The sequence below is a fragment of the Enterobacter cloacae complex sp. CARB60 genome (genome assembly GCF_036487345.1).
GTDB classification, from domain to species: Bacteria; Pseudomonadota; Gammaproteobacteria; order Enterobacterales; family Enterobacteriaceae; genus Enterobacter; species Enterobacter asburiae_D.
Genome location: NZ_JAZKLC010000002.1, coordinates 1,313,505 through 1,330,246, shown reverse-complemented (window position 1 = coordinate 1,330,246; position 16,742 = coordinate 1,313,505). Strand labels below are relative to the sequence as shown.

The 16,742-nt window shown below is 51.8% G+C and carries 20 protein-coding genes; 2 read left to right on the top strand and 18 right to left on the bottom strand.

Annotated features, from left to right (window positions below):
• Positions 1–32: 32 nt before the first annotated feature.
• The 3 genes from V4835_RS07475 to V4835_RS07465 are packed head-to-tail and all read right to left on the bottom strand — an operon-like array spanning position 33 to position 1,992.
• Complete coding sequence (locus V4835_RS07475) at positions 33–887, bottom strand: hypothetical protein (protein ID WP_288725706.1); 855 nt, start codon at positions 885–887, stop codon at positions 33–35.
• Positions 884–1,189, bottom strand: coding sequence for a phage baseplate plug family protein (locus V4835_RS07470; RefSeq protein ID WP_047749422.1), 306 nt, complete (start codon positions 1,187–1,189; stop codon positions 884–886). Before V4835_RS07470 ends, V4835_RS07475 begins: the two co-directional genes overlap by 4 nt.
• Complete coding sequence (locus V4835_RS07465; protein WP_331411769.1) at positions 1,189–1,992, bottom strand: hypothetical protein; 804 nt, start codon at positions 1,990–1,992, stop codon at positions 1,189–1,191. The genes V4835_RS07470 and V4835_RS07465 overlap by 1 nt, the downstream gene beginning before the upstream one ends.
• Positions 1,993–2,335: 343 nt before the next feature.
• Between V4835_RS07465 and istA the strand changes: the two genes are divergently transcribed.
• Together istA and istB are read left to right on the top strand one after the other, a co-directional pair.
• Positions 2,336–3,835: an IS21 family transposase gene (istA, locus tag V4835_RS07460; RefSeq protein ID WP_039817891.1), complete on the top strand. Its 1,500-nt coding sequence runs from the start codon at positions 2,336–2,338 to the stop codon at positions 3,833–3,835.
• Entirely contained in the window at positions 3,832–4,587 is a 756-nt protein-coding gene (gene istB, locus V4835_RS07455; protein WP_039817893.1) for an IS21-like element ISEc10 family helper ATPase IstB, read from the top strand. The genes istA and istB overlap by 4 nt, the downstream gene beginning before the upstream one ends.
• Positions 4,588–4,647: 60 nt before the next feature.
• On the opposite strand, the gene V4835_RS07450 is transcribed toward istB, so the two are convergent.
• The 15 genes from V4835_RS07450 to terL all read right to left on the bottom strand — a co-directional run bounded on the left by V4835_RS07450 (position 4,648) and on the right by terL (position 16,741).
• On the bottom strand, positions 4,648–5,373 hold the full coding sequence (locus V4835_RS07450; protein ID WP_331411768.1) for a hypothetical protein: 726 nt from the start codon (positions 5,371–5,373) through the stop codon (positions 4,648–4,650).
• Between the two features lie 211 nt (positions 5,374–5,584).
• On the bottom strand, positions 5,585–5,989 hold the full coding sequence (locus V4835_RS07440; RefSeq protein ID WP_331411766.1) for a hypothetical protein: 405 nt from the start codon (positions 5,987–5,989) through the stop codon (positions 5,585–5,587).
• An 8-nt stretch (positions 5,990–5,997) separates the two neighbouring features.
• Positions 5,998–6,438, bottom strand: coding sequence for a phage tail fiber protein (locus tag V4835_RS07435; RefSeq protein ID WP_226423515.1), 441 nt, complete (start codon positions 6,436–6,438; stop codon positions 5,998–6,000).
• A gap of 10 nt (positions 6,439–6,448) precedes the next feature.
• A complete protein-coding gene (locus V4835_RS07430; protein ID WP_331411763.1) occupies positions 6,449–7,927 on the bottom strand; it encodes a DUF3383 domain-containing protein in 1,479 nt (492 codons plus the stop codon).
• Positions 7,928–7,930: 3 nt separating this feature from the next.
• Entirely contained in the window at positions 7,931–8,479 is a 549-nt protein-coding gene (locus tag V4835_RS07425; protein WP_331411762.1) for a phage neck terminator protein, read from the bottom strand.
• A complete protein-coding gene (locus V4835_RS07420) occupies positions 8,476–8,844 on the bottom strand; it encodes a hypothetical protein (RefSeq protein WP_063858635.1) in 369 nt (122 codons plus the stop codon). The genes V4835_RS07425 and V4835_RS07420 overlap by 4 nt, the downstream gene beginning before the upstream one ends.
• On the bottom strand, positions 8,841–9,293 hold the full coding sequence (locus V4835_RS07415; RefSeq protein ID WP_331411761.1) for a hypothetical protein: 453 nt from the start codon (positions 9,291–9,293) through the stop codon (positions 8,841–8,843). The genes V4835_RS07420 and V4835_RS07415 overlap by 4 nt, the downstream gene beginning before the upstream one ends.
• Before the next feature lie 2 nt (positions 9,294–9,295).
• Positions 9,296–9,739 (bottom strand): DUF4054 domain-containing protein, encoded by a 444-nt coding sequence (locus tag V4835_RS07410; RefSeq protein WP_331411759.1) that lies wholly within the window; start codon positions 9,737–9,739, stop codon positions 9,296–9,298.
• A 2-nt stretch (positions 9,740–9,741) separates the two neighbouring features.
• Positions 9,742–10,083, bottom strand: a complete 342-nt coding sequence (locus V4835_RS07405; protein ID WP_331411757.1) for a hypothetical protein — start codon at positions 10,081–10,083, stop codon at positions 9,742–9,744.
• A gap of 3 nt (positions 10,084–10,086) precedes the next feature.
• On the bottom strand, positions 10,087–11,124 hold the full coding sequence (locus tag V4835_RS07400) for a DUF2184 domain-containing protein (protein ID WP_331411756.1): 1,038 nt from the start codon (positions 11,122–11,124) through the stop codon (positions 10,087–10,089).
• The gene (locus V4835_RS07395; protein WP_044157985.1) at positions 11,124–11,606 is read right to left on the bottom strand and encodes a structural cement protein Gp24; all 483 of its coding nucleotides are present in this window, start codon (positions 11,604–11,606) and stop codon (positions 11,124–11,126) included. Before V4835_RS07395 ends, V4835_RS07400 begins: the two co-directional genes overlap by 1 nt.
• Position 11,607: 1 nt before the next feature.
• Complete coding sequence (locus V4835_RS07390) at positions 11,608–12,795, bottom strand: DUF2213 domain-containing protein (RefSeq protein ID WP_331411755.1); 1,188 nt, start codon at positions 12,793–12,795, stop codon at positions 11,608–11,610.
• 12 nt (positions 12,796–12,807) lie between these two features.
• On the bottom strand, positions 12,808–13,497 hold the full coding sequence (locus tag V4835_RS07385; protein WP_331414097.1) for a phage head morphogenesis protein: 690 nt from the start codon (positions 13,495–13,497) through the stop codon (positions 12,808–12,810).
• A gap of 52 nt (positions 13,498–13,549) precedes the next feature.
• Positions 13,550–15,082 carry a DUF1073 domain-containing protein gene (locus V4835_RS07380; protein WP_331411754.1) on the bottom strand — a complete coding sequence of 511 codons (1,533 nt, stop codon included), beginning with the start codon at positions 15,080–15,082 and terminating at the stop codon, positions 13,550–13,552.
• Entirely contained in the window at positions 15,083–16,741 is a 1,659-nt protein-coding gene (gene terL / locus V4835_RS07375) for a phage terminase large subunit (RefSeq protein ID WP_331411753.1), read from the bottom strand.
• Between the last annotated feature and the right edge of the window lies 1 nt (position 16,742).

Below are 16,742 nucleotides of genomic sequence, written 5' to 3'. Positions count from 1 at the left end.
CGTGTCCTGAGGCCGCGTAGTAAATAGGTTCATTACTGCCTCACTGTTAGCTGTCCGATTGATGCCCACACGATGGTTGCCCACGGAGCGCCTTCAGTCCATGTCGAAAGATGGTGAATTGCCGACTGCACCGTATAAACCCCGCTTCCGTTCGGTAGTGAGGTTTCTATTTGCACCTTGCGACCTCGCAAAATCAGATCACTGTACTGGCACTGGAAGTTAATCCCGTAGTTACTGAATACCGGGTATCCAATTAATCCGTGTTCTGGTGATATGAGAGGTATTGTGTCGTCGATGCTTCCACCCTGCGGCCAGATGTAAATAGCTCCCAGCCTGAAATCAATCTCGATGCCTGCAGCGTGAGCGCATTGCTGAATCTGCGCTATCGGGTTACCTTCGAAGTAAGGATTTTCAAGCTTCGCCAGAACGCCGTTGTTAACCACCGCATAGCCAATACTTGCTGCTATTGTCGTGATAATTTCAGCAACGCTTGCAATGCCCTCTTTTGAGAAAGGAGGCGCAGTGATTGACTGGTCGAACCCTGTAGAAAAGGCGCTGATTATCAGTGGCGCATCTGGCATCTGGTTAAGGTCGGCAAAGCAGTTAGTGATAGAGCCGAAGAATACCGGCCTGTCATCCGCCCAAACCTTCATCATGTTCTGCTTGGCACCGTTTAACTGGATGCCCTTATAGCTCAGTAGAGCCATGTTTTCGATGCTTAGTCCAAACACCCTTGCTTCCAGTGTCGTTCCTGATATCCCGCCGTAAGCACCTATCTCTATTTCTGCCTTGATGTTGTCGATGGTCAGGATATTGTTTCCTGACTCATCGAAAGCACCGTCTTTCAGCGTGAACTGAAATTTCAGCGTTCTCTTTTTATAGGTCATGCTGCCATCTCATCTGCTGTGGCGTAGAACAGCTTGAATCGCGTCCCAAGCTCGTCATAAACAGGATCAAGACTTCCTTTGGTATCAGCGAAGAAAAGCTCACCCTTGAAGCCGAGATAGGGATAACGGACTATCTTGTTGCAGTTATGGCAAAGCACACCTTGGGCTATCCACAAATTATCCAACCCAACGTCGATAAACATGCCTGTAGAGCGCTGTACAATGCGAAGAGTGACTGACTGACCATCAAGGTTAACGCTGACTTCCTGAGCCTTGAGGGGCTTGAGAGAAATGTTCTGCATCAGGATAACCCCGCTACCAGTTCATCCACCGTTGTCGCAAGGTTTTTGATAGCCGATGTCGCCGCGCCATTGATGGCACTCGTTGCACCTGACGTTGCATTGCTAACGGCATTTGTGACAGACGTTGCGACAGTTGTTGCCGCGCTGGACACTGACTCTTTCAGACCAGTTAATGCGCCTTTTACATCCTCAAGAGTGGAATTTGTCGCCGTTGAGTTAGCCTTCTCAGTAACGACGCTGGCTGCCTTGCTTGTGCCGTTTGATGTGGTGTTGCTATTGGCTGTGGTGCTTGTCAGGGTGACTTCAGCTTCCTGCAAAACAGCCTGGAAGATAGCTTCCACCGTCAGAAGGGTCACATCGCGATCTGATGTCCGGTAATTGTATCGAACAAGGTCGTAATCTTCGTATGTCGTGTCCGGCGTTTCTATGTCGTACACCTGCGCATCAGCAACCATCGCATCAAGAGCTTCAAGCATGTCAGATCGGCTAGTCAGGGTGAAGTTGGTGAGGTTAGGGATGCTACCGCTAAACCCCGTCCATCCTTCCAGCGTAAACAGAACCCGGATAATTGGCGGCCGTTTTACCTTGTTAAAGCTGCTGTAAGAGCCCTGTTCAATTGGAGTTGATACCACTGAAGCATCAGCCCCATACTCAATCCCAAGAAATGAGGAAGGAGACAATGCCCTTAGGCCTGATTTCAGGTAAATCCCGTAACCAGGCGAAAGGGTACTGTTGATAATGGAAAAGATGTTGCCGCTGTTTATCGCGCTGAGTAGCGTTGTTTCGTTCAGTGAAAAGGCCATATTATCCCTGCCCTGACATCGCTGGATTCACCAGGCGGTTTCTCTGAAGGTTTCTCTGGATATCAGTACCAAGCGCATTGGCATTACCAGCCGATGTCTGCATGTCGATTTTACCGATATTGATGTTGGTCTGGCTTCCAGCAGCAGTTGGCATATTGCGAGATGCCGATGAACCCGCGCCCAACTGAATGCCGCCCATGATGTCAGATGAGCTGATGTAGCCCTTGCCGTTTTCATGGTCGACAATTCCTATTAGGCGACAATAACTCAGTCCGGTTAGCGCTGATTATTCTGGCCGATTTTGTAATCTGAGCACCATGTTCATGATCCCACAGGAAATGGCGTGACGCTCAATACTCATCAGGTCAGTTATTACATGACTCAGCGTAAAAAAGGTGTAACCCAGCATATCTCGGCCATGAAGGCCGGTATCTCTGTTCGCTCAGGTCGCAGGATCGAAAAAGATCAGTGGTCTAAAACCGGTAATCGTCACTGGCGGACACGTAAAGATCCGCTTGAGGCCGTCTGGGACAGCGAGCTTGTTCCCCTGTTGAAGGAAAGACCTGCTCTGATGCCCACGACCCTGCTGGAAATGCTGCAGGATAAATATCCCGGTCAGTACCCCAGCAGCCTTCGCAGGACGATGCAACGGCGGGTGCGCGAGTGGAAGCTGCAGTATGGTGCCGAGCAGGAAGTGATGTTCCGGCAACTTCATCAGCCTGGCCTGCGCGGCCTGTCGGACTTTACCGAGCTGAAAGGTGTAGTTGTCACCATCGGTGGCAAGTTATTGACGCATAAGCTGTATCACTTCCGCCTGGAGTGGAGCCACTGGAGCTGGATGCGGGTTGTACTGGGTGGTGAGAGCTTCTCTGCCCTGGCTGAAGGCCTGCAGGAAGCCCTCGGGCAACTGGGTGGCGTACCAACAGAGCATAAAACGGACAGCCTGCGGGCAGCATGGAAACACCAGGGTGAAGACGGTCGCCGCGAGCTGACTGAGCGCTATGCTGCCCTCTGCCAGCACTACGGTATGCAGGGCGTGCACAATAACGCCGGTCGTGGCCACGAAAATGGTTCAGTTGAAAGCGCCCACGGGCATCTGAAAAGACGGATCCGCCAGGCGCTGATGCTTAGGGGCAGTAACGACTTCAGCACCGTGGAAGAATACCAGGCCTTCATCACTCAGCAGGTCATGCGCCACAACCGCAACAACCAGGATCTGGTGAAAGAAGAGCGCCCCCATCTGAAACCACTGCCGCTGCGTCGCAGCGCCGACTATGACGAACTGACGGTGAGGGTCAGTAGCAGCAGTACCATCAACGTCAGGCACGTCGTCTACAGCGTCCCTTCCAGACTTGTCGGTCAGCTGTTACGCGTCCGCTTGTGGGATGATCGCCTGAGCTGTTACGTGGGTAGCAGTGAAGTGATGAGCTGCGCCCGCGTCAGGCCAGAAAAAGGGAAAACCCGGGCCAGGTGCATCGACTTCCGGCATGTGATCGACAGTCTGGCGAAAAAGCCTGGTGCGTTCTGCCATGCCACGCTGAGAAATGACATCCTGCCGGACGATGAATGGCGAAAACTGTGGCGTCGCCTGTGCAATCATCTGGAGCCAGAGATGGCTGGTCGCCTGATGGTACACGCCCTGAAACTGGCGGCGGGCTATGACGATATCTCGATCGTGGCACGGGGGATGGAACAGATGCTGAATACCCCGGGTGAGCTGGATCTGCACCGCCTGATGCGGTTCCTGGGGATAAAGGAAAAGGAGCTGCCGACAGTCAGTGTGGTTCAGCACAACCTGAGTAGTTATGAACAGCTGTTGCGCGGCAAAGGAGGTCTGCAGTGAGCAATATCCACCACCTTGAGCGTAGTCTGCGCAAACTGCGTCTGACCCGCGTCAGCGCTGAATGGCATGCGCTGGAGAAACGGGCTCTGGCAGAGGGCTGGACCCCGTCACGCTATCTGCTGACGCTGTGCAATGAAGAACTCCTGTGGCGCGAGAGCGAAAAACTGCGCCGCTATAAAAAGGAAGCCCGGTTGCCGGTGGCGAAAACGCTGGGTGAGTATGACTTCAGCCAGGTGCCGGAACTGAATAACGCTCAGTTCCGGCAGCTCTGCGAAACGACAGACTGGGTTGATGCCGGAGAAAATGTCCTGTTGTTCGGTGCCAGCGGCCTGGGGAAAAGCCATCTGGCGGCAGCGATCGTGGATGGCGTTGTAGGACTGGGCTACCGGGCCCGGTTCTACAGTGCCGGAGAGCTGCTGCAGGAGCTGCGAAAAGCGCGGACACAACTGAAACTGAACGAGCTTCTGCTGAAACTGGATCGCTACCGGGTGATAGTGATAGACGACCTCGGGTATGTCAAACGCGACAACGCGGAAACGGGTGTGCTGTTCGAGCTGATCGCCCATCGTTATGAGCGCGGCAGTCTGGTCATAACCAGCAATCATCCGTTCAGCACGTGGGGCAGCATCTTCGTGGATGAAACGATGGCGGTGGCGGCAGCGGACAGGCTGATCCATCACGGATATATGTTCGAGCTAAAAGGAGAAAGTTACCGGAAGAAGACATCGAAGGCAGTAACCAGCGTGGCTTAAAACCTCGCTCAATGGATGCGGCCAGAGTAGTTGGCGCCAGTCGGCAAAACTAGTTGACGTCTAATACAGCTTCATTTCTTCTACGCGGCGATTAAATTCCAGTGCCTTTTTGGTCGCCTCTTCGGTTGCACGGGATGTCTTCGTGAACTTGTCCGCATCCTGTACCAGAGAACCGCTTGCAAGCCCCTGCTGAGTGGCATTATCAAACCCAAACATGCCGCCAAATCTACGCTGAGCGTCTTTGCTCAATTTGCCCCAGTTGCCGGCAATCTTGCGCATGATTTTTTCGGCGTTGTCGTTCTGGTAGTCGAAGTTAGCGCCTGTTGCACCGGCGAATGATGCCAGAGCACCGAAAAGTGGATCGTCCTGTCCGCCACCGGTGCGAATGTTTGTCAGCGTCTTCTGGAAGTTGCCCAACGTTCCAGCCATGCGTTCTGCAGTAGAGCCTGCTGCCGCTGCTGCTCGCTCCCATCCATCAAGAGACTTAGCCGAGATATCCAGAGCGCGTGATTCAATCCCCAACCGCATCAAATCCGATGTCATGTTGGTGATGAAAGTCTTGATGCCCTGCGCTGATAAAGTAACACCTACCAGCGCAAGTAATTCTGTTCGGATTGAGCCAAAAAATGAGGCCGCTCTTTTACCTGCGGCCTCCATGTCTTTAGCTGTCTGGTCAGCATTCTTTCTGGTATCGTCCAGGCCTTTTTTTACTTCTGTCTGGCCTTTCTTGAATCCGGAAGAGTCAAGACCAAGAGTGACTACCAGTGAGTCAATAATCGTTGGCATCAGCCATTCTCCTGAGCCCTGTTGATGACCATTTGGTTGTAATTGTCGATCGTAATGACCTCAAGCCACCACCATAAATCCTCTACACCAAGCGTTGTGCTTAGCTCCGTCAACGAGCATTTACCCGATGACATAACCGTTGCTATTGTTTTAGGTACGTTGGCATAGTCGGTCAGGCCAGCGATTTGCTGACCCATTACCGGAGGGATGTCTAACTGGCGGCGGCGGTTAAAAAATCGACGTGCAGCTTAAAGACTTCACCGCGAAGTTTCAGGCGAGTCATAACTTCTTCAGTATCATCGTCAATCAGGTTGCGCTTAACACTCTGATTGGCTGGGTCTGGAACGGCCTGAACGCACTTCATCAACTCGTCCAGGAGAGGCCGTGCATCCTCTGGAGGGATTTTAGCCACCATTTCGAGGCCGACTTTCGCCATGCCTGCCATACCCATATCTGAAAAGTTATCCGGAAGATTAACGCCGTTTTTAGCCATTGCCAGTCCGGCACGAATTGCCCACCACTCAGCCTGAGTAGCTGACATTTCGCGAATGTAAAACATCTTCCCATTGTCACGGCCTTTATCTTCGACGGTGTAGAAAATCTCTTTGCGTGCCATGTTAATCCTTATGCGTTGTACGCTTCGCCCACGACTGATTCCCAATTGATTTGGAAGGTCATTGCCTGCAGTACGCGCTGAGCATCAGGGATAGCTTTTACGCGTTGCAGAATGCCGTTGGTCAACGTGAACTTGCGACTAATCGCCGGGAGGATGATTGTTGCGTTGCAGCGGAATACTGCCTTTGAGGTCAGAGACGTCAGCTGCCATGTCTCGAACAGGTCACGAGATGGGCTGTCAGGCATGATTGTGATCGTCTGCAGATACTCACCGAAAACGAAACCGCCAGAGAGCTTACCGTCAGCGCCACGGACAGAAACCGCCATTTCTGTATCACCCAGAGCAAACATCGCGTCCGCTGCGTATCCTTCCAGCGTTTGAGCGCTGGGGAACAGGTTGGTAACAGTGAGGGCAAAAATAGAGTCTGCACTCGTAATTGTGTTAGACATTGATTGCTCCTTACTGAACCATTACTGAGGCTAAAGTGAGTTTCTGTACGCTTCCACCATCGGTGTAATAAAGCGAGCACCCCGGGCGAATACGCTGAGCGCGTTGTTCTGCTGTTGCCTTAGGAATGTACAAATACCAGCCTTTTGCTGTGATAGATGGAATTACATCGGCTCCAACAGCATTATTGATTTCTGATGCCTGAGAGCTGGAAAGATCAATTCCGGTACGAATACCACCAAATGCAATGCCCTGATTGATGGTGTCGGCAAATGAAGCCTCAATTGCCGCATCGCCTCGGGTGTTATATGGGAGAGACCGGTTTGATTTAAACAACTGAATTGCGTCGCCCATCAGGTTGGCATTTAGCCAAATCTGGAAGCAGAAAGAATCTACCCATTTAAAATCACCAGTGATCGTTCCGTCAGCCCAGTAATTTTCTTCCACTTTGTTTTCTGCGTATTGACCGTAGAAGTTGTACCCATTCGCGATAAGAGCATCGTAATTTGCTGAGGTGCTTACTTCTGTCAACAACCCGGATAGTTCACGATACTTAAGGGTTACGCGACCTTCTAACCTGTCGAAGTCAAGAGATGCAGCGTATCCAAGGATGCTTGCTGCGTGCGCTTGGTCACCGAATACCGGTACGACGTTGGAATAGTCGTAAGTGCTGATGATTTTGTACGCCAGCGTATCAGTTGAGCCAGACACCAGCGCGGATTCTTCCAGCGTGAATGGCACGTAGCCGAATCGGTAATTCTGACCGTTAACCCAGGCTGAGAAGTCCAGCGCCTCTTGTTCGGTCGGCGTGAAGGATGTAGTGAAGATTGCCCAGTTCTGAGAGCTATCAAGCACTGATTGCATCGCCGTGGTGACCACTGCTGCATCTGCTCCCTGTGACAACTGAGCGCCAGTAGCCGCTGTCAGTTTCAGTCCAGCAGACAAAGTACCGGTTGCGTATGTGATGGTACTCGCTGCGCCATCGGTCGCACTGGTGATGATGAAGCGCTTCTGTGTGGTGTCAAACTCTACAGTTACGGTGGAGCCGATACCAGTCTCAATCAGGTCAGCAGCCATAGCAAAGCTGGTTGCTGTGCTCAGGTCGATACTGGCTGAGGTATGCGCAGTTCCGTCAACGGTCAGTGTCAGTACACCACTCAGCAATTTGAGCTGGTCTAACGTTACGGCCGCCATTGACCCCGAGCGCAACCATGCTGCAGCTGCTTCCGGGTTGAACCGTGCAAACAGCAATGCACCCGGGGTCTTGGTGGAATTGTCGTAGCCCTGAAAATACACTTCAGCCATGCTGAATTCAGCAGATGCACTGCCGAAATAGGCCGCTACATCTTCTTTGTTTGTGAACGTGATAACACTCCCCACCGGAGCATAAGCGCTGTCGGTAAGGATAAGGCCATTCAAGTCAAGCGCTGAACCGCCAGCAGGCAAAACGCCAGGGTTAATCTGGACGTCCTTTCTTAATGGGATTGCCATTTATTAACTCTCCGGAGGGTATTTTAAATCTGCGGCAATAACGCCGACTGTAATGCTGTCCATGAAGTCCTGGCGTGTGGTAACAGACGGGTTGAATTGCCCGATGAATTCCATCGTCCAGCGTCCTTCGTATTGTTGCTCGCCGTTTATCATCGTTGTCTGATGAGGGTCTGAGCAGTAAAGAGGTGTGATGACGTTGCCGTATTGTCTGAACCATTCACAGGCAAAGTCTGATCGGATTAGCGTACCGATGATTGCTGCGTTATCTGCCGCGTTCTCGCCGTAACAGTCAATCTGGCAAGGCCATTGGGTGCTGCGCTGGTTTAGCTGCTTACCTTCGCCATACACGCCGTTGTCGTCGTATTTGACTCGATTGGTAGACAGTCCTATCTGCTTCAGCGGCGTCATGATGATGAAGTCATGAAGCGGCATGGGCGTGAGGTTCTGTTGACCTACCAGTACGTTGTCGATGGTGAGGCCGGTGATATCCATCAGAAACGCCTGCAGCGCAATGCGCAGGTCAAGCTCGGTGATGTCTACTGTGGCTGTCATGGCGACCTCTGAAGGTTAACAATCACTCGGCACCAGTCAGGCCATAACTCAGGAACCTTCACCACCAACCACTGCTGACCGTTAACGATAAGAATGTCGCCACCCTTTTGATCTGGTCGGTTAACGCCGTTGAAATTTCCATTCAGATACGCACTTTTAAGGATGCCCTGAATGTTGATAGCATCTACCTGTCGTAGGTCGGTGGACGATAGCTCCTGCATCTGCACTTCAACATCGACGTTGCTGTACGTCTGCTCTCGCTTTCCGCCAGGTAACGTAGTGAATCCGGTATTAATCCGGAACACTCCATCAACGTTGGGGTTTATTGCTCTCGTTGCGCTATTGGCTATGCCTCTCAGGTTCATACGCCATCCTTAATGTCGTAATCGACGCTGTTTAGCATGTGGGATGTTTCAATGAGTGGCTTAGAGAAGCCCTTTTTGGCGATCGTAACTGGAGATAACGCAGGCTCCATCAAATCCCTGATTGAGCCTTGCAACTGGACTTTAATGTGCTCACCCATCAGCCCCAGCATCGCTTCTGCGTCATAACCTGTAGCCTCAGCTATTTTCGCAATATCCTGCGGCCATTCTGGTGACTTTTCGGCGATCATGTTCCGGAAAAATGGGCGTGGCGGCCTGTTCATTGCCGGGTCGCCATATTCGTTGGCTGCGGCAACCATTGGGACAGATTGCCCGTCAGGGTATGTTGCCCCTTCAAGGAATCCGACCCTTAGCGTTTTACCGTCACCAAGCTTTTCCGCCAGTTCAGCAAGTTTCGCCTCTAAAGCTGCGCCACCACTAAACGTGGTCATGCTCACCTCCGGGTAACTGGCCTGCGGTAATAATGTCCGGGATAGAATGATGGTGATGCGCCAGGAGCGTATTTAAACGTCCTGTAAGGAGCGGTAGCCTGCCAGTAAGCAGCGCCGTAAGGTGTCTGCAGATACCACCATGACGATGGACTTACAGGGACCTCACCGGTAGACACTGACACAGACCCTTCAGATGCACTCGCAACCCTGCCGACAAGTCCGGATGGCTTCTGACCACCCACGCCTGAATTCAGGGCTGCAATGTGCGCCACGAGCATATTCAGATACACCGCACGCACATTTACATCGGTAACAGGACTGCAATCAGTGTTATCAAGGTAGACCGTTGCCTCAACGAAATACGCATTCAGCAGCGTGCCACTTACCGTGTCAAACTCGGGGTAACGCTCACGGAATGCGTTAATGTCGAAAACAACGATCGCCATGATTAACCTCGCGCCTTCATTGCTTCTTCGTCTTTCACCACGCCTTCCATAGGCTTGTCCTGCGGCAGACCTTCAAGCCCGGTTTTCACTTTGGCGTTTTCGGAAGCCTTGGACTGTGCGCTGTTGGTTTTTGCCTGAGCGAATACCAGTTCGCCTTTCACGTAGCGCTGATTTGCGTGTTGCTTCAACCATTTTTCGAAATAGTCTTTATCAACACCTTCAGTCAGGCCGTAACCTCCAACTACAGACGAGGAATTTGCCCCATTGATATGGACAACCACACCGTCAACATCAATCAGAAGGCCGTTAGGCAGTTTGCAACCAACAGTAACTACTTCAGCCATTTCTTATGCTCCCAGCATGCTGGCAATTGCCAGAGGTTGACGGATGATGGTGCCCCAGGTGCCACCGGATTTTTTCTGCTTCCAGGATGATTCCTCTACTACCACAGCATGCGCACGCATCTTCTCAGTGAATGCAGCATAAGTGGTGTCTTGCTCACCCAGACGCTCGGCGATCAACTGCACGATTTCGCCCGCATCGGTTGAATACTCAACAGCAGTTTCGATGGTCAGGTTGGGGAAGTTTTTCTTCAGAAGGTCAGTGACGTTCACGTTGTACATGTTAGTTTTGGTCAGGTTGACCTCTAACACTGGAGACATGCCGAGCTTGAGGCGATCGGTGCGCTCCACAAGGCCTTTGGTCTGCGCTACGAGTTGCTTCCACAGACGTCCGGCGATGTCGTCATAAACCGCCTGTCCATCTTTGTCATCCCAAAGAACGCTACCACCTGTTCCAGTAGGCGCTGGAGTTACGGATGGCTGAAGGCTAGGGTCATTCAGTGCGCCATAGTTCATCAGCCCATCAATGCCGAAGAAGTAGGATTTGTTCTGGAACTTTTGCAGAACCAGAGCAGATGCTACGTTCAGCTCTGCTGCGTAACCGATACGCGCCGCGCCGTACATATCCAGCTCGCGCTCACCCCAGCGGGTATGGGTCTGGTAGTGGTATGACTGACGAGGCACCCAGTTGACGTTGGCGCTAACCATGCCGTTGTTGTTGAAGTCACCATAGGAGCTAACTTCACCGGTGCTTTCAACGATTGGGAACTGCGCGGTCAAGGTGGTCCAGTCGCCCTTTTTCACTTCGCCGTAGATTTGAGCGGCTTTCATTGGCGTGACCAGAACACGAATCAGCTCAGGATCAACGTAGTTGGTGAAATACGCCGGGATACCTGCGTTGTTCGCAGTAACCATGGTTGGCTGGGCATCCATAGCCATCTGGAAGTTTTCTGCGAAGTCAGGCTTCAGGTAGTCTTTCGCGCCCGGCAGAATGATGCCGTATTTGCCGCTAGCAGCGGAATAGTGTTTCTGAAATTCGTTCATTACTTGCTCCAGGTGCTGATTTTGACCAGTTCGCCTGCATCACAAGCGCTACCAGCATAGAAAGGCGTTTCGACTGCGCCGGAAATGGTTGCTCCTGCCGCACCGGTTTTAATGGTGCCGTCAGCAAGCACAGCGAAGATTTTCTGACCGCGAGTTGCTGCAGTGGCGGTACGAGCCCAGAAGTCGCCAGCGGTCATCAGGGTTACTTCACGGCCTGGCTGAATGAGCATTGAAGCCTCACCAAGCCATACAGTGATTGAAGCCTGACCATCGCGATGAACGAATCCTGAAGGAGCGCCTGTGCCGGTATTTGATGCAACACCATCGACAGCCCACGCAAAGCGACCAACAGTAAGACCGCTAGTGCCAGCTACCAATGCTGCTTCGCCAGCCAGGAAAGTGGCGTGAGGGTTGGTGCTAGCAAAGCCACCTTCAACACCCGGTGCTGGGTATTGGTTAATTACACTCTGAAAACCTGCCATGTTAGAAACCTCGTTTCAGTTTGCCAGCGGTCGGGAAAGCTTTCTCAAATTCGCTGTGAGATGCGGAATCCTGCGCAATGACAGGTCGTTTGTTGTTCTGCTGCTCGATAGCCATTTTGACCATCTTAGGGAAGGCCGAAGGATGAACGCCTTCGATATCCACGCCAGCCTGCTCAAGCGCAGTGCGGTAGACATCATCAGCTGAGTCCATTGCAACGACATCGCCAATCAGTGGGCGCACAGCCTGCTCAGCTTCACGCACTTTGCGGAAGTTCTCCGCCGCACGTTTGGTTGCGCTGTCGGCTGCTAAACGGATCGCGCTGTCCATTGCCGTTTTGGAGACTTTGTCGTCTTTTTTATCGTCTTCATCGTCTTCGTCTTCGGCTGGCTTTTTCTTTTTGTCATCGCTGTCTTCGTCATCTTCGTCGTCAGCGGTTTTCTTCTTCTCGTCGCCCTTGTCGTCATCCTCGTCTTCAGCCGGTTTCTTTTCTTTCTCGTCTTCTTTTTCGGCCTCATCCAGCGCCAGAAGCGCCTTCCGTACTTCAGCCTCCAAATCAGCATCAGCTGCCAGTAACGGCTTCAGCGTTGCGCGAATAATCGCGGCTTTACGTTTGCTCATGAGCATTAACTCCGGGGGTAATGAATCTGCGACCAGTACATCTGGTCCCGCTCGGCCGGTCTCTACCAGCGCTTCGTGATTCCCAACAATCTCTCTCATGATGCCGTCATGAACTTCACCATCAGGGGTAGTGCCGGGGGTCATATCTGCGACGTACTGGTACGATGCAGAGAGTTCTTTTTGTTCGCCTGTCTCGATACCAGCAATCGCCGAGTCATCCCAAATGCTCATCCCTACGGTCAGGTATTTGCCGTCAAACTCGCAGTTAGAATGGGTGGTTCCTACCCGATATTGCCTTGGTGGGTCGCCAGGGAAGTCAGGGATGTGAGTGCTCAAAACAGGGATGTTATTGAATGTTGCAGCGGCTTTTTTCAGTTCATCAGGATGACGCCATAGCCTGTATATCTTGTCAGGCTCAAGTCCTAGTGCTTCCCAATTCGGTATTTCTTTACCGTAATATGGGCACACATTGGCCTTGCTGATGTTTGTCTTTGCGATCTGAAGCCTGCCGTTGCCATCAAACGAGCGCACTGATGCGCGGTCAAATGCCAACCGTTCAGTTGTTTTCATTGTTTATTCCGTCTAGCTAAGACCGGGTATGACTGGTGACCAGGTGCAACGGCAATTGATTTCCTCACCTGGCATAACCCATTTACCATCCAGATACATTCCCTTGCTTAGATCAAATACCTTTCCATCAGCTTTAACGTGCGATGGTCGTGGTTCCTTGCCAGCTTGAGAGTGCTTCCAGACGCCCTGAGTGATACCAAGTGATTGCTGCCTTGCTGCCTGCATTACTGAAGTCGCCTTGTTGTTCTGATCGCGAGCGATTAATGCTGCACGCCTGCGCGTAATGCCATAACGCTTCTGAAGTTCGTCAGTGAGGTAAGACAGGTCACGACCTCGTGCAACCGAGCGCATTACCAGCCCCTCAACCTCAGTGAAATACTTCTCCGGAATCGAGCGTATCAGCCCAACATTCTCTGCAATGGTCGCCTGAAGTGCGTTATTCATCGGCGCGGTCATTTTGAACTCAACCGTGAATCCAGCAGTTTCAAGTGCGTTATGGAGAGATACATCGGTATTCTTCATCGCGTCACCGGCAAACCTTTCAGCCAACTTCTGAGACACGTTGTCAAATGCCTTTGTCCATCGCTTAGCGAGTTTCTTCATGGCATCACGCATAAACACGGCAGGAGATGCGTCCATTGCCACCGCTGCACCACTTGCTTTGTAATTAGCGGTCAGCCAGTACACAACAGACTTCTGCATCTCTCTGATTTGGTTGTCTAATTGTCTGCGATACCACGCCTCAACACCGGCATTAGGATGAATTGCCCTCAGCGTTTGCCGCGTCGATTTCTTCTTCCCGCTGGTCATCGTCTTCGTAGTCGTCTTCGATTTCGATGTCATCGCTTAAGTCCAGTGAGTGGTATGGGCTGTCGGGGTCATTTGCGATCTTCTGCCGAATCTCGTTACCCGTCAGCGCTCCAGTTGCTACGTTTACCGCATCGGTGTCAGCATCAATCTTGCGGATTTCTGCTTTCTCTTTCTCGGTCATCTCGTAGAGAGGCTCAAACTCGAAGTAGATATCTGGGTCGATGTTGCCAAACTCTGAAAGCTGGATGATGTCCAGAACGCGCTTCAGGTTGTCTTTGAAGATGGATTGCTGCAGTGCGTGGATGTAGTCGTAGAAGACTCTAATCTCACCATCAGATGATGCGTTAAGGCCAGCAGGAGAAATGCCTAGCAACTTGACCAACGGTATGCTGGAAACCGCTGCCATTTGCTCCTGTGCCTGCGCCTGTAAGGCATCAAGACCACCAAGAGGCGCGCTAATGAACTCAGCCTTTTCCTCTTGTGCGGGTGTGTTATCTACAGCAAAAGCACCGCGATTGTCCCGGCACTGATTGAACATCTGAAGGCGATTAATTAGCGACTCTGCGCCACCGCCTTGTAACACTTTCGCCATATTGGTTGAGAGAACAGGAATGGTGAACGAGTGAATCAGGTCGCTTACACTGTCCCGCGTCCTCAGCCAGTTATTAACGTACGGCTCGGCAATCTGCGTAAGGCTTAGCCCCCGGAAGTTATACGCCGCTTTAAGAAGGTCAGGCACTTCTCGTGACACAAAGTCCAGCATACGGCTGGCATTTACCGTCTTAGCCATCACAAACCATTCTGTCGGCTTGTAAAAGTCAGGGCTCATCGGGTTATCTGTGTTGTAGACGCCAGGGTAAGTCCAGACTGGCTCGATAACGGTGAATCCCTTGAGACTGCCTTTCTTAATCTTCTTGTCAGACAGAAAAAGCTTTGACTGCAATTCTACCGGGTCAGTCCATGCAGAAACGCCTTTAGCCGATTGAACATCGATATAAATCTGGCCGCCGCCAAAATAACCGTCATGCTCTGCTGCCTCGCGGAATCGGTCCTTAACCTTGAACTTTTCCATTGCAGCGTAGAGTTTCTGGACGCGATCTGCTTTATCGTCATCGCCAACCGTCCTAAGCTTGACCCACTTGCGGGTCATCTCTTCGGCGATGGTTCCGACCATCTTGCGATACTCAGGCTTTTGAGCGAGCGTAGCCAAATATGGATAGCCAGGAAAACTGTCAGGATAGCCATAGGTATATCCCATATAAGCTTCGTTCAGAGAGGCGTATGGCGTTGAGTCCATCGCCAGTATGCCTTTCTCTATGCTCTCAGGGATAACGCCTTTCGGTGGCTTGTACTGTTCAATCTCGCGATGCGGCTTAGCCTGAATCTCTGCTACCGCCTCTGCCCGGATTTTCATCTCAGGCTTTTGTTCTTTCACCGGCTCAGGCGCGGCGACTTGTTTCTTTTTAAACGGCCACACTTAAATTCTCCTGAGTTGGCTCGGGTCGATAACCATTGGCTGGCGACCAGAAATAAGATTGTCGTCAATGGCGTCCATCCAGGTGTCAAGGATGTCGTCATTGTCGTGACTGTCGTCAGCAGAGAAAGCGGCGCATTCAGTCATTGCGGTGATAACCCATGAGGTAGTACCAGCTACCGTTCCGTCCTCGTAGTAAACGTGAGGCCTGATAGCTCCGTGCTCATCGTGAGTGGCAGGAACATAGACCTTGCCAGTTTTAATCTGAGGTATGACGTTGAGGCAGCGAACCAGTTTGTTCTGTCCTGCACCGCGAGGTATCTCTTTAACCGGTATGCTGTTGCGCTTCTTGAGGGTGGTTATCAGACCTTGCCCGGCCTGTTTCTCTTCGATAGCCATATGACGCATTGGCATGATTCGTAGCGAGCCCTGCATACGCCATTTCTCCCAGACCTCTTCCGCTTTCTTCAGGAGGTCTTCAGGGTCCCAGCGACCACGCACTACATCGATGATATAGAGGTTGCCATCAACACCCATGCCAACAAGCGTGAATACCGTGTAGTCAAGCCAGTCCTCAACTTTGCCGCTGTTCGTATCAACGTATACGGCTCGGTGAGTGAGCTTGGGAAGCGTGGTGTAGGTCTGGAACCAGTCGGTATCGATGATTCCACCAGTGAGCGCCATAGGATTCTGCTGGTACTGAGAGAGGAATGTGTAACGGTCTTTCTCCCAGAGTTGCAGGAGGTCGTTCACGTCTTCCATCTGCGGCCAGTATGACCAGTAGCGAGTGCCGGATACCTCCACAGAGTCAGTATCCTTCACCGTCTCCCAGCACAGAGAGCGCCATGGCTCAGCAAGAGACTGGATGTACTTCTCGTCAATCAGGGCAGGGATAGCTACATGGTGGAACTTTACGCCCATCCCGCCAGATAACATGAAACCTGTTGCATCATCGGTGTGAAGGCGCTGCTGAATGCTCACAAACGGCGTTGGGTGCTCTTTGGACTTATCACCACGACGAGAGCGAATGGTGTTCACCAGAAGCGTGTTGGCGCTATTCCTGCGCGACTCACTGAGCATGTCGACTGGCTTGTTGTAGTCATCCAGCATAACCATGCCGGAGAACTCTGGACCGTAGTAACCACCACGACCACCGGTAATTTGCCCGTTGCTTGAACGGGAAACCGTCTGCCCGATTGAGCGCCCGCGATCGTCTTTTATCTCCCATTCTTCAGCCTGATTAACGCCGAATGAGCAAGGCCAGAACTCCTGATACTCCTTGCTGGCGATAATGTCTCTGGTGCGGCGTGAGTTACGCTTAACCAGAGTGTCAGCAAATGAGATATTCAGGTTACGAAAGCGCTTGAGCTTGCCTTCCTGCACCAGTGCATTGACGTAGGCCGGAAAGTGAATCGAGAAGAACTCAGTTTTCGTCCCGCCAGGAGGAATGTTGATAATCAGGTTGCCAGGCTCTAATCGACCGGCTATCAGGTCATCAATCTTTGACGCCATTAACCGGTGATGCCAGTTAACCAGAAGGCGATCGCCCTGAATCAGCTCAAACCACAGGCGAGTGAAGTTGAGAAACGATTTGGTGGACTTTGAACGAAGCACTACACGCTCAGGGAATGACAAATCATCCCATTCGATAATTTCGTTCATA

Excerpts from the sequence above, each read along its gene's own strand:
- V4835_RS07475 (WP_288725706.1), bottom strand. The coding sequence starts at position 887 with ATGACCTATAAAAAGAGAACGCTGAAATTTCAGTTCACGCTGAAAGAC.
- V4835_RS07470 (WP_047749422.1), bottom strand. The coding sequence starts at position 1,189 with ATGCAGAACATTTCTCTCAAGCCCCTCAAGGCTCAGGAAGTCAGCGTT.
- V4835_RS07465 (WP_331411769.1), bottom strand. The coding sequence starts at position 1,992 with ATGGCCTTTTCACTGAACGAAACAACGCTACTCAGCGCGATAAACAGC.
- V4835_RS07450 (WP_331411768.1), bottom strand. The coding sequence starts at position 5,373 with ATGCCAACGATTATTGACTCACTGGTAGTCACTCTTGGTCTTGACTCT.
- V4835_RS07440 (WP_331411766.1), bottom strand. The coding sequence starts at position 5,989 with ATGGCACGCAAAGAGATTTTCTACACCGTCGAAGATAAAGGCCGTGAC.
- V4835_RS07435 (WP_226423515.1), bottom strand. The coding sequence starts at position 6,438 with ATGTCTAACACAATTACGAGTGCAGACTCTATTTTTGCCCTCACTGTT.
- V4835_RS07430 (WP_331411763.1), bottom strand. The coding sequence starts at position 7,927 with ATGGCAATCCCATTAAGAAAGGACGTCCAGATTAACCCTGGCGTTTTG.
- V4835_RS07425 (WP_331411762.1), bottom strand. The coding sequence starts at position 8,479 with ATGACAGCCACAGTAGACATCACCGAGCTTGACCTGCGCATTGCGCTG.
- V4835_RS07420 (WP_063858635.1), bottom strand. The coding sequence starts at position 8,844 with ATGAACCTGAGAGGCATAGCCAATAGCGCAACGAGAGCAATAAACCCC.
- V4835_RS07415 (WP_331411761.1), bottom strand. The coding sequence starts at position 9,293 with ATGACCACGTTTAGTGGTGGCGCAGCTTTAGAGGCGAAACTTGCTGAA.
- V4835_RS07410 (WP_331411759.1), bottom strand. The coding sequence starts at position 9,739 with ATGGCGATCGTTGTTTTCGACATTAACGCATTCCGTGAGCGTTACCCC.
- V4835_RS07405 (WP_331411757.1), bottom strand. The coding sequence starts at position 10,083 with ATGGCTGAAGTAGTTACTGTTGGTTGCAAACTGCCTAACGGCCTTCTG.
- V4835_RS07400 (WP_331411756.1), bottom strand. The coding sequence starts at position 11,124 with ATGAACGAATTTCAGAAACACTATTCCGCTGCTAGCGGCAAATACGGC.
- V4835_RS07395 (WP_044157985.1), bottom strand. The coding sequence starts at position 11,606 with ATGGCAGGTTTTCAGAGTGTAATTAACCAATACCCAGCACCGGGTGTT.
- V4835_RS07390 (WP_331411755.1), bottom strand. The coding sequence starts at position 12,795 with ATGAAAACAACTGAACGGTTGGCATTTGACCGCGCATCAGTGCGCTCG.
- V4835_RS07385 (WP_331414097.1), bottom strand. The coding sequence starts at position 13,497 with ATGCAGAAGTCTGTTGTGTACTGGCTGACCGCTAATTACAAAGCAAGT.
- terL (WP_331411753.1), bottom strand. The coding sequence starts at position 16,741 with ATGAACGAAATTATCGAATGGGATGATTTGTCATTCCCTGAGCGTGTA.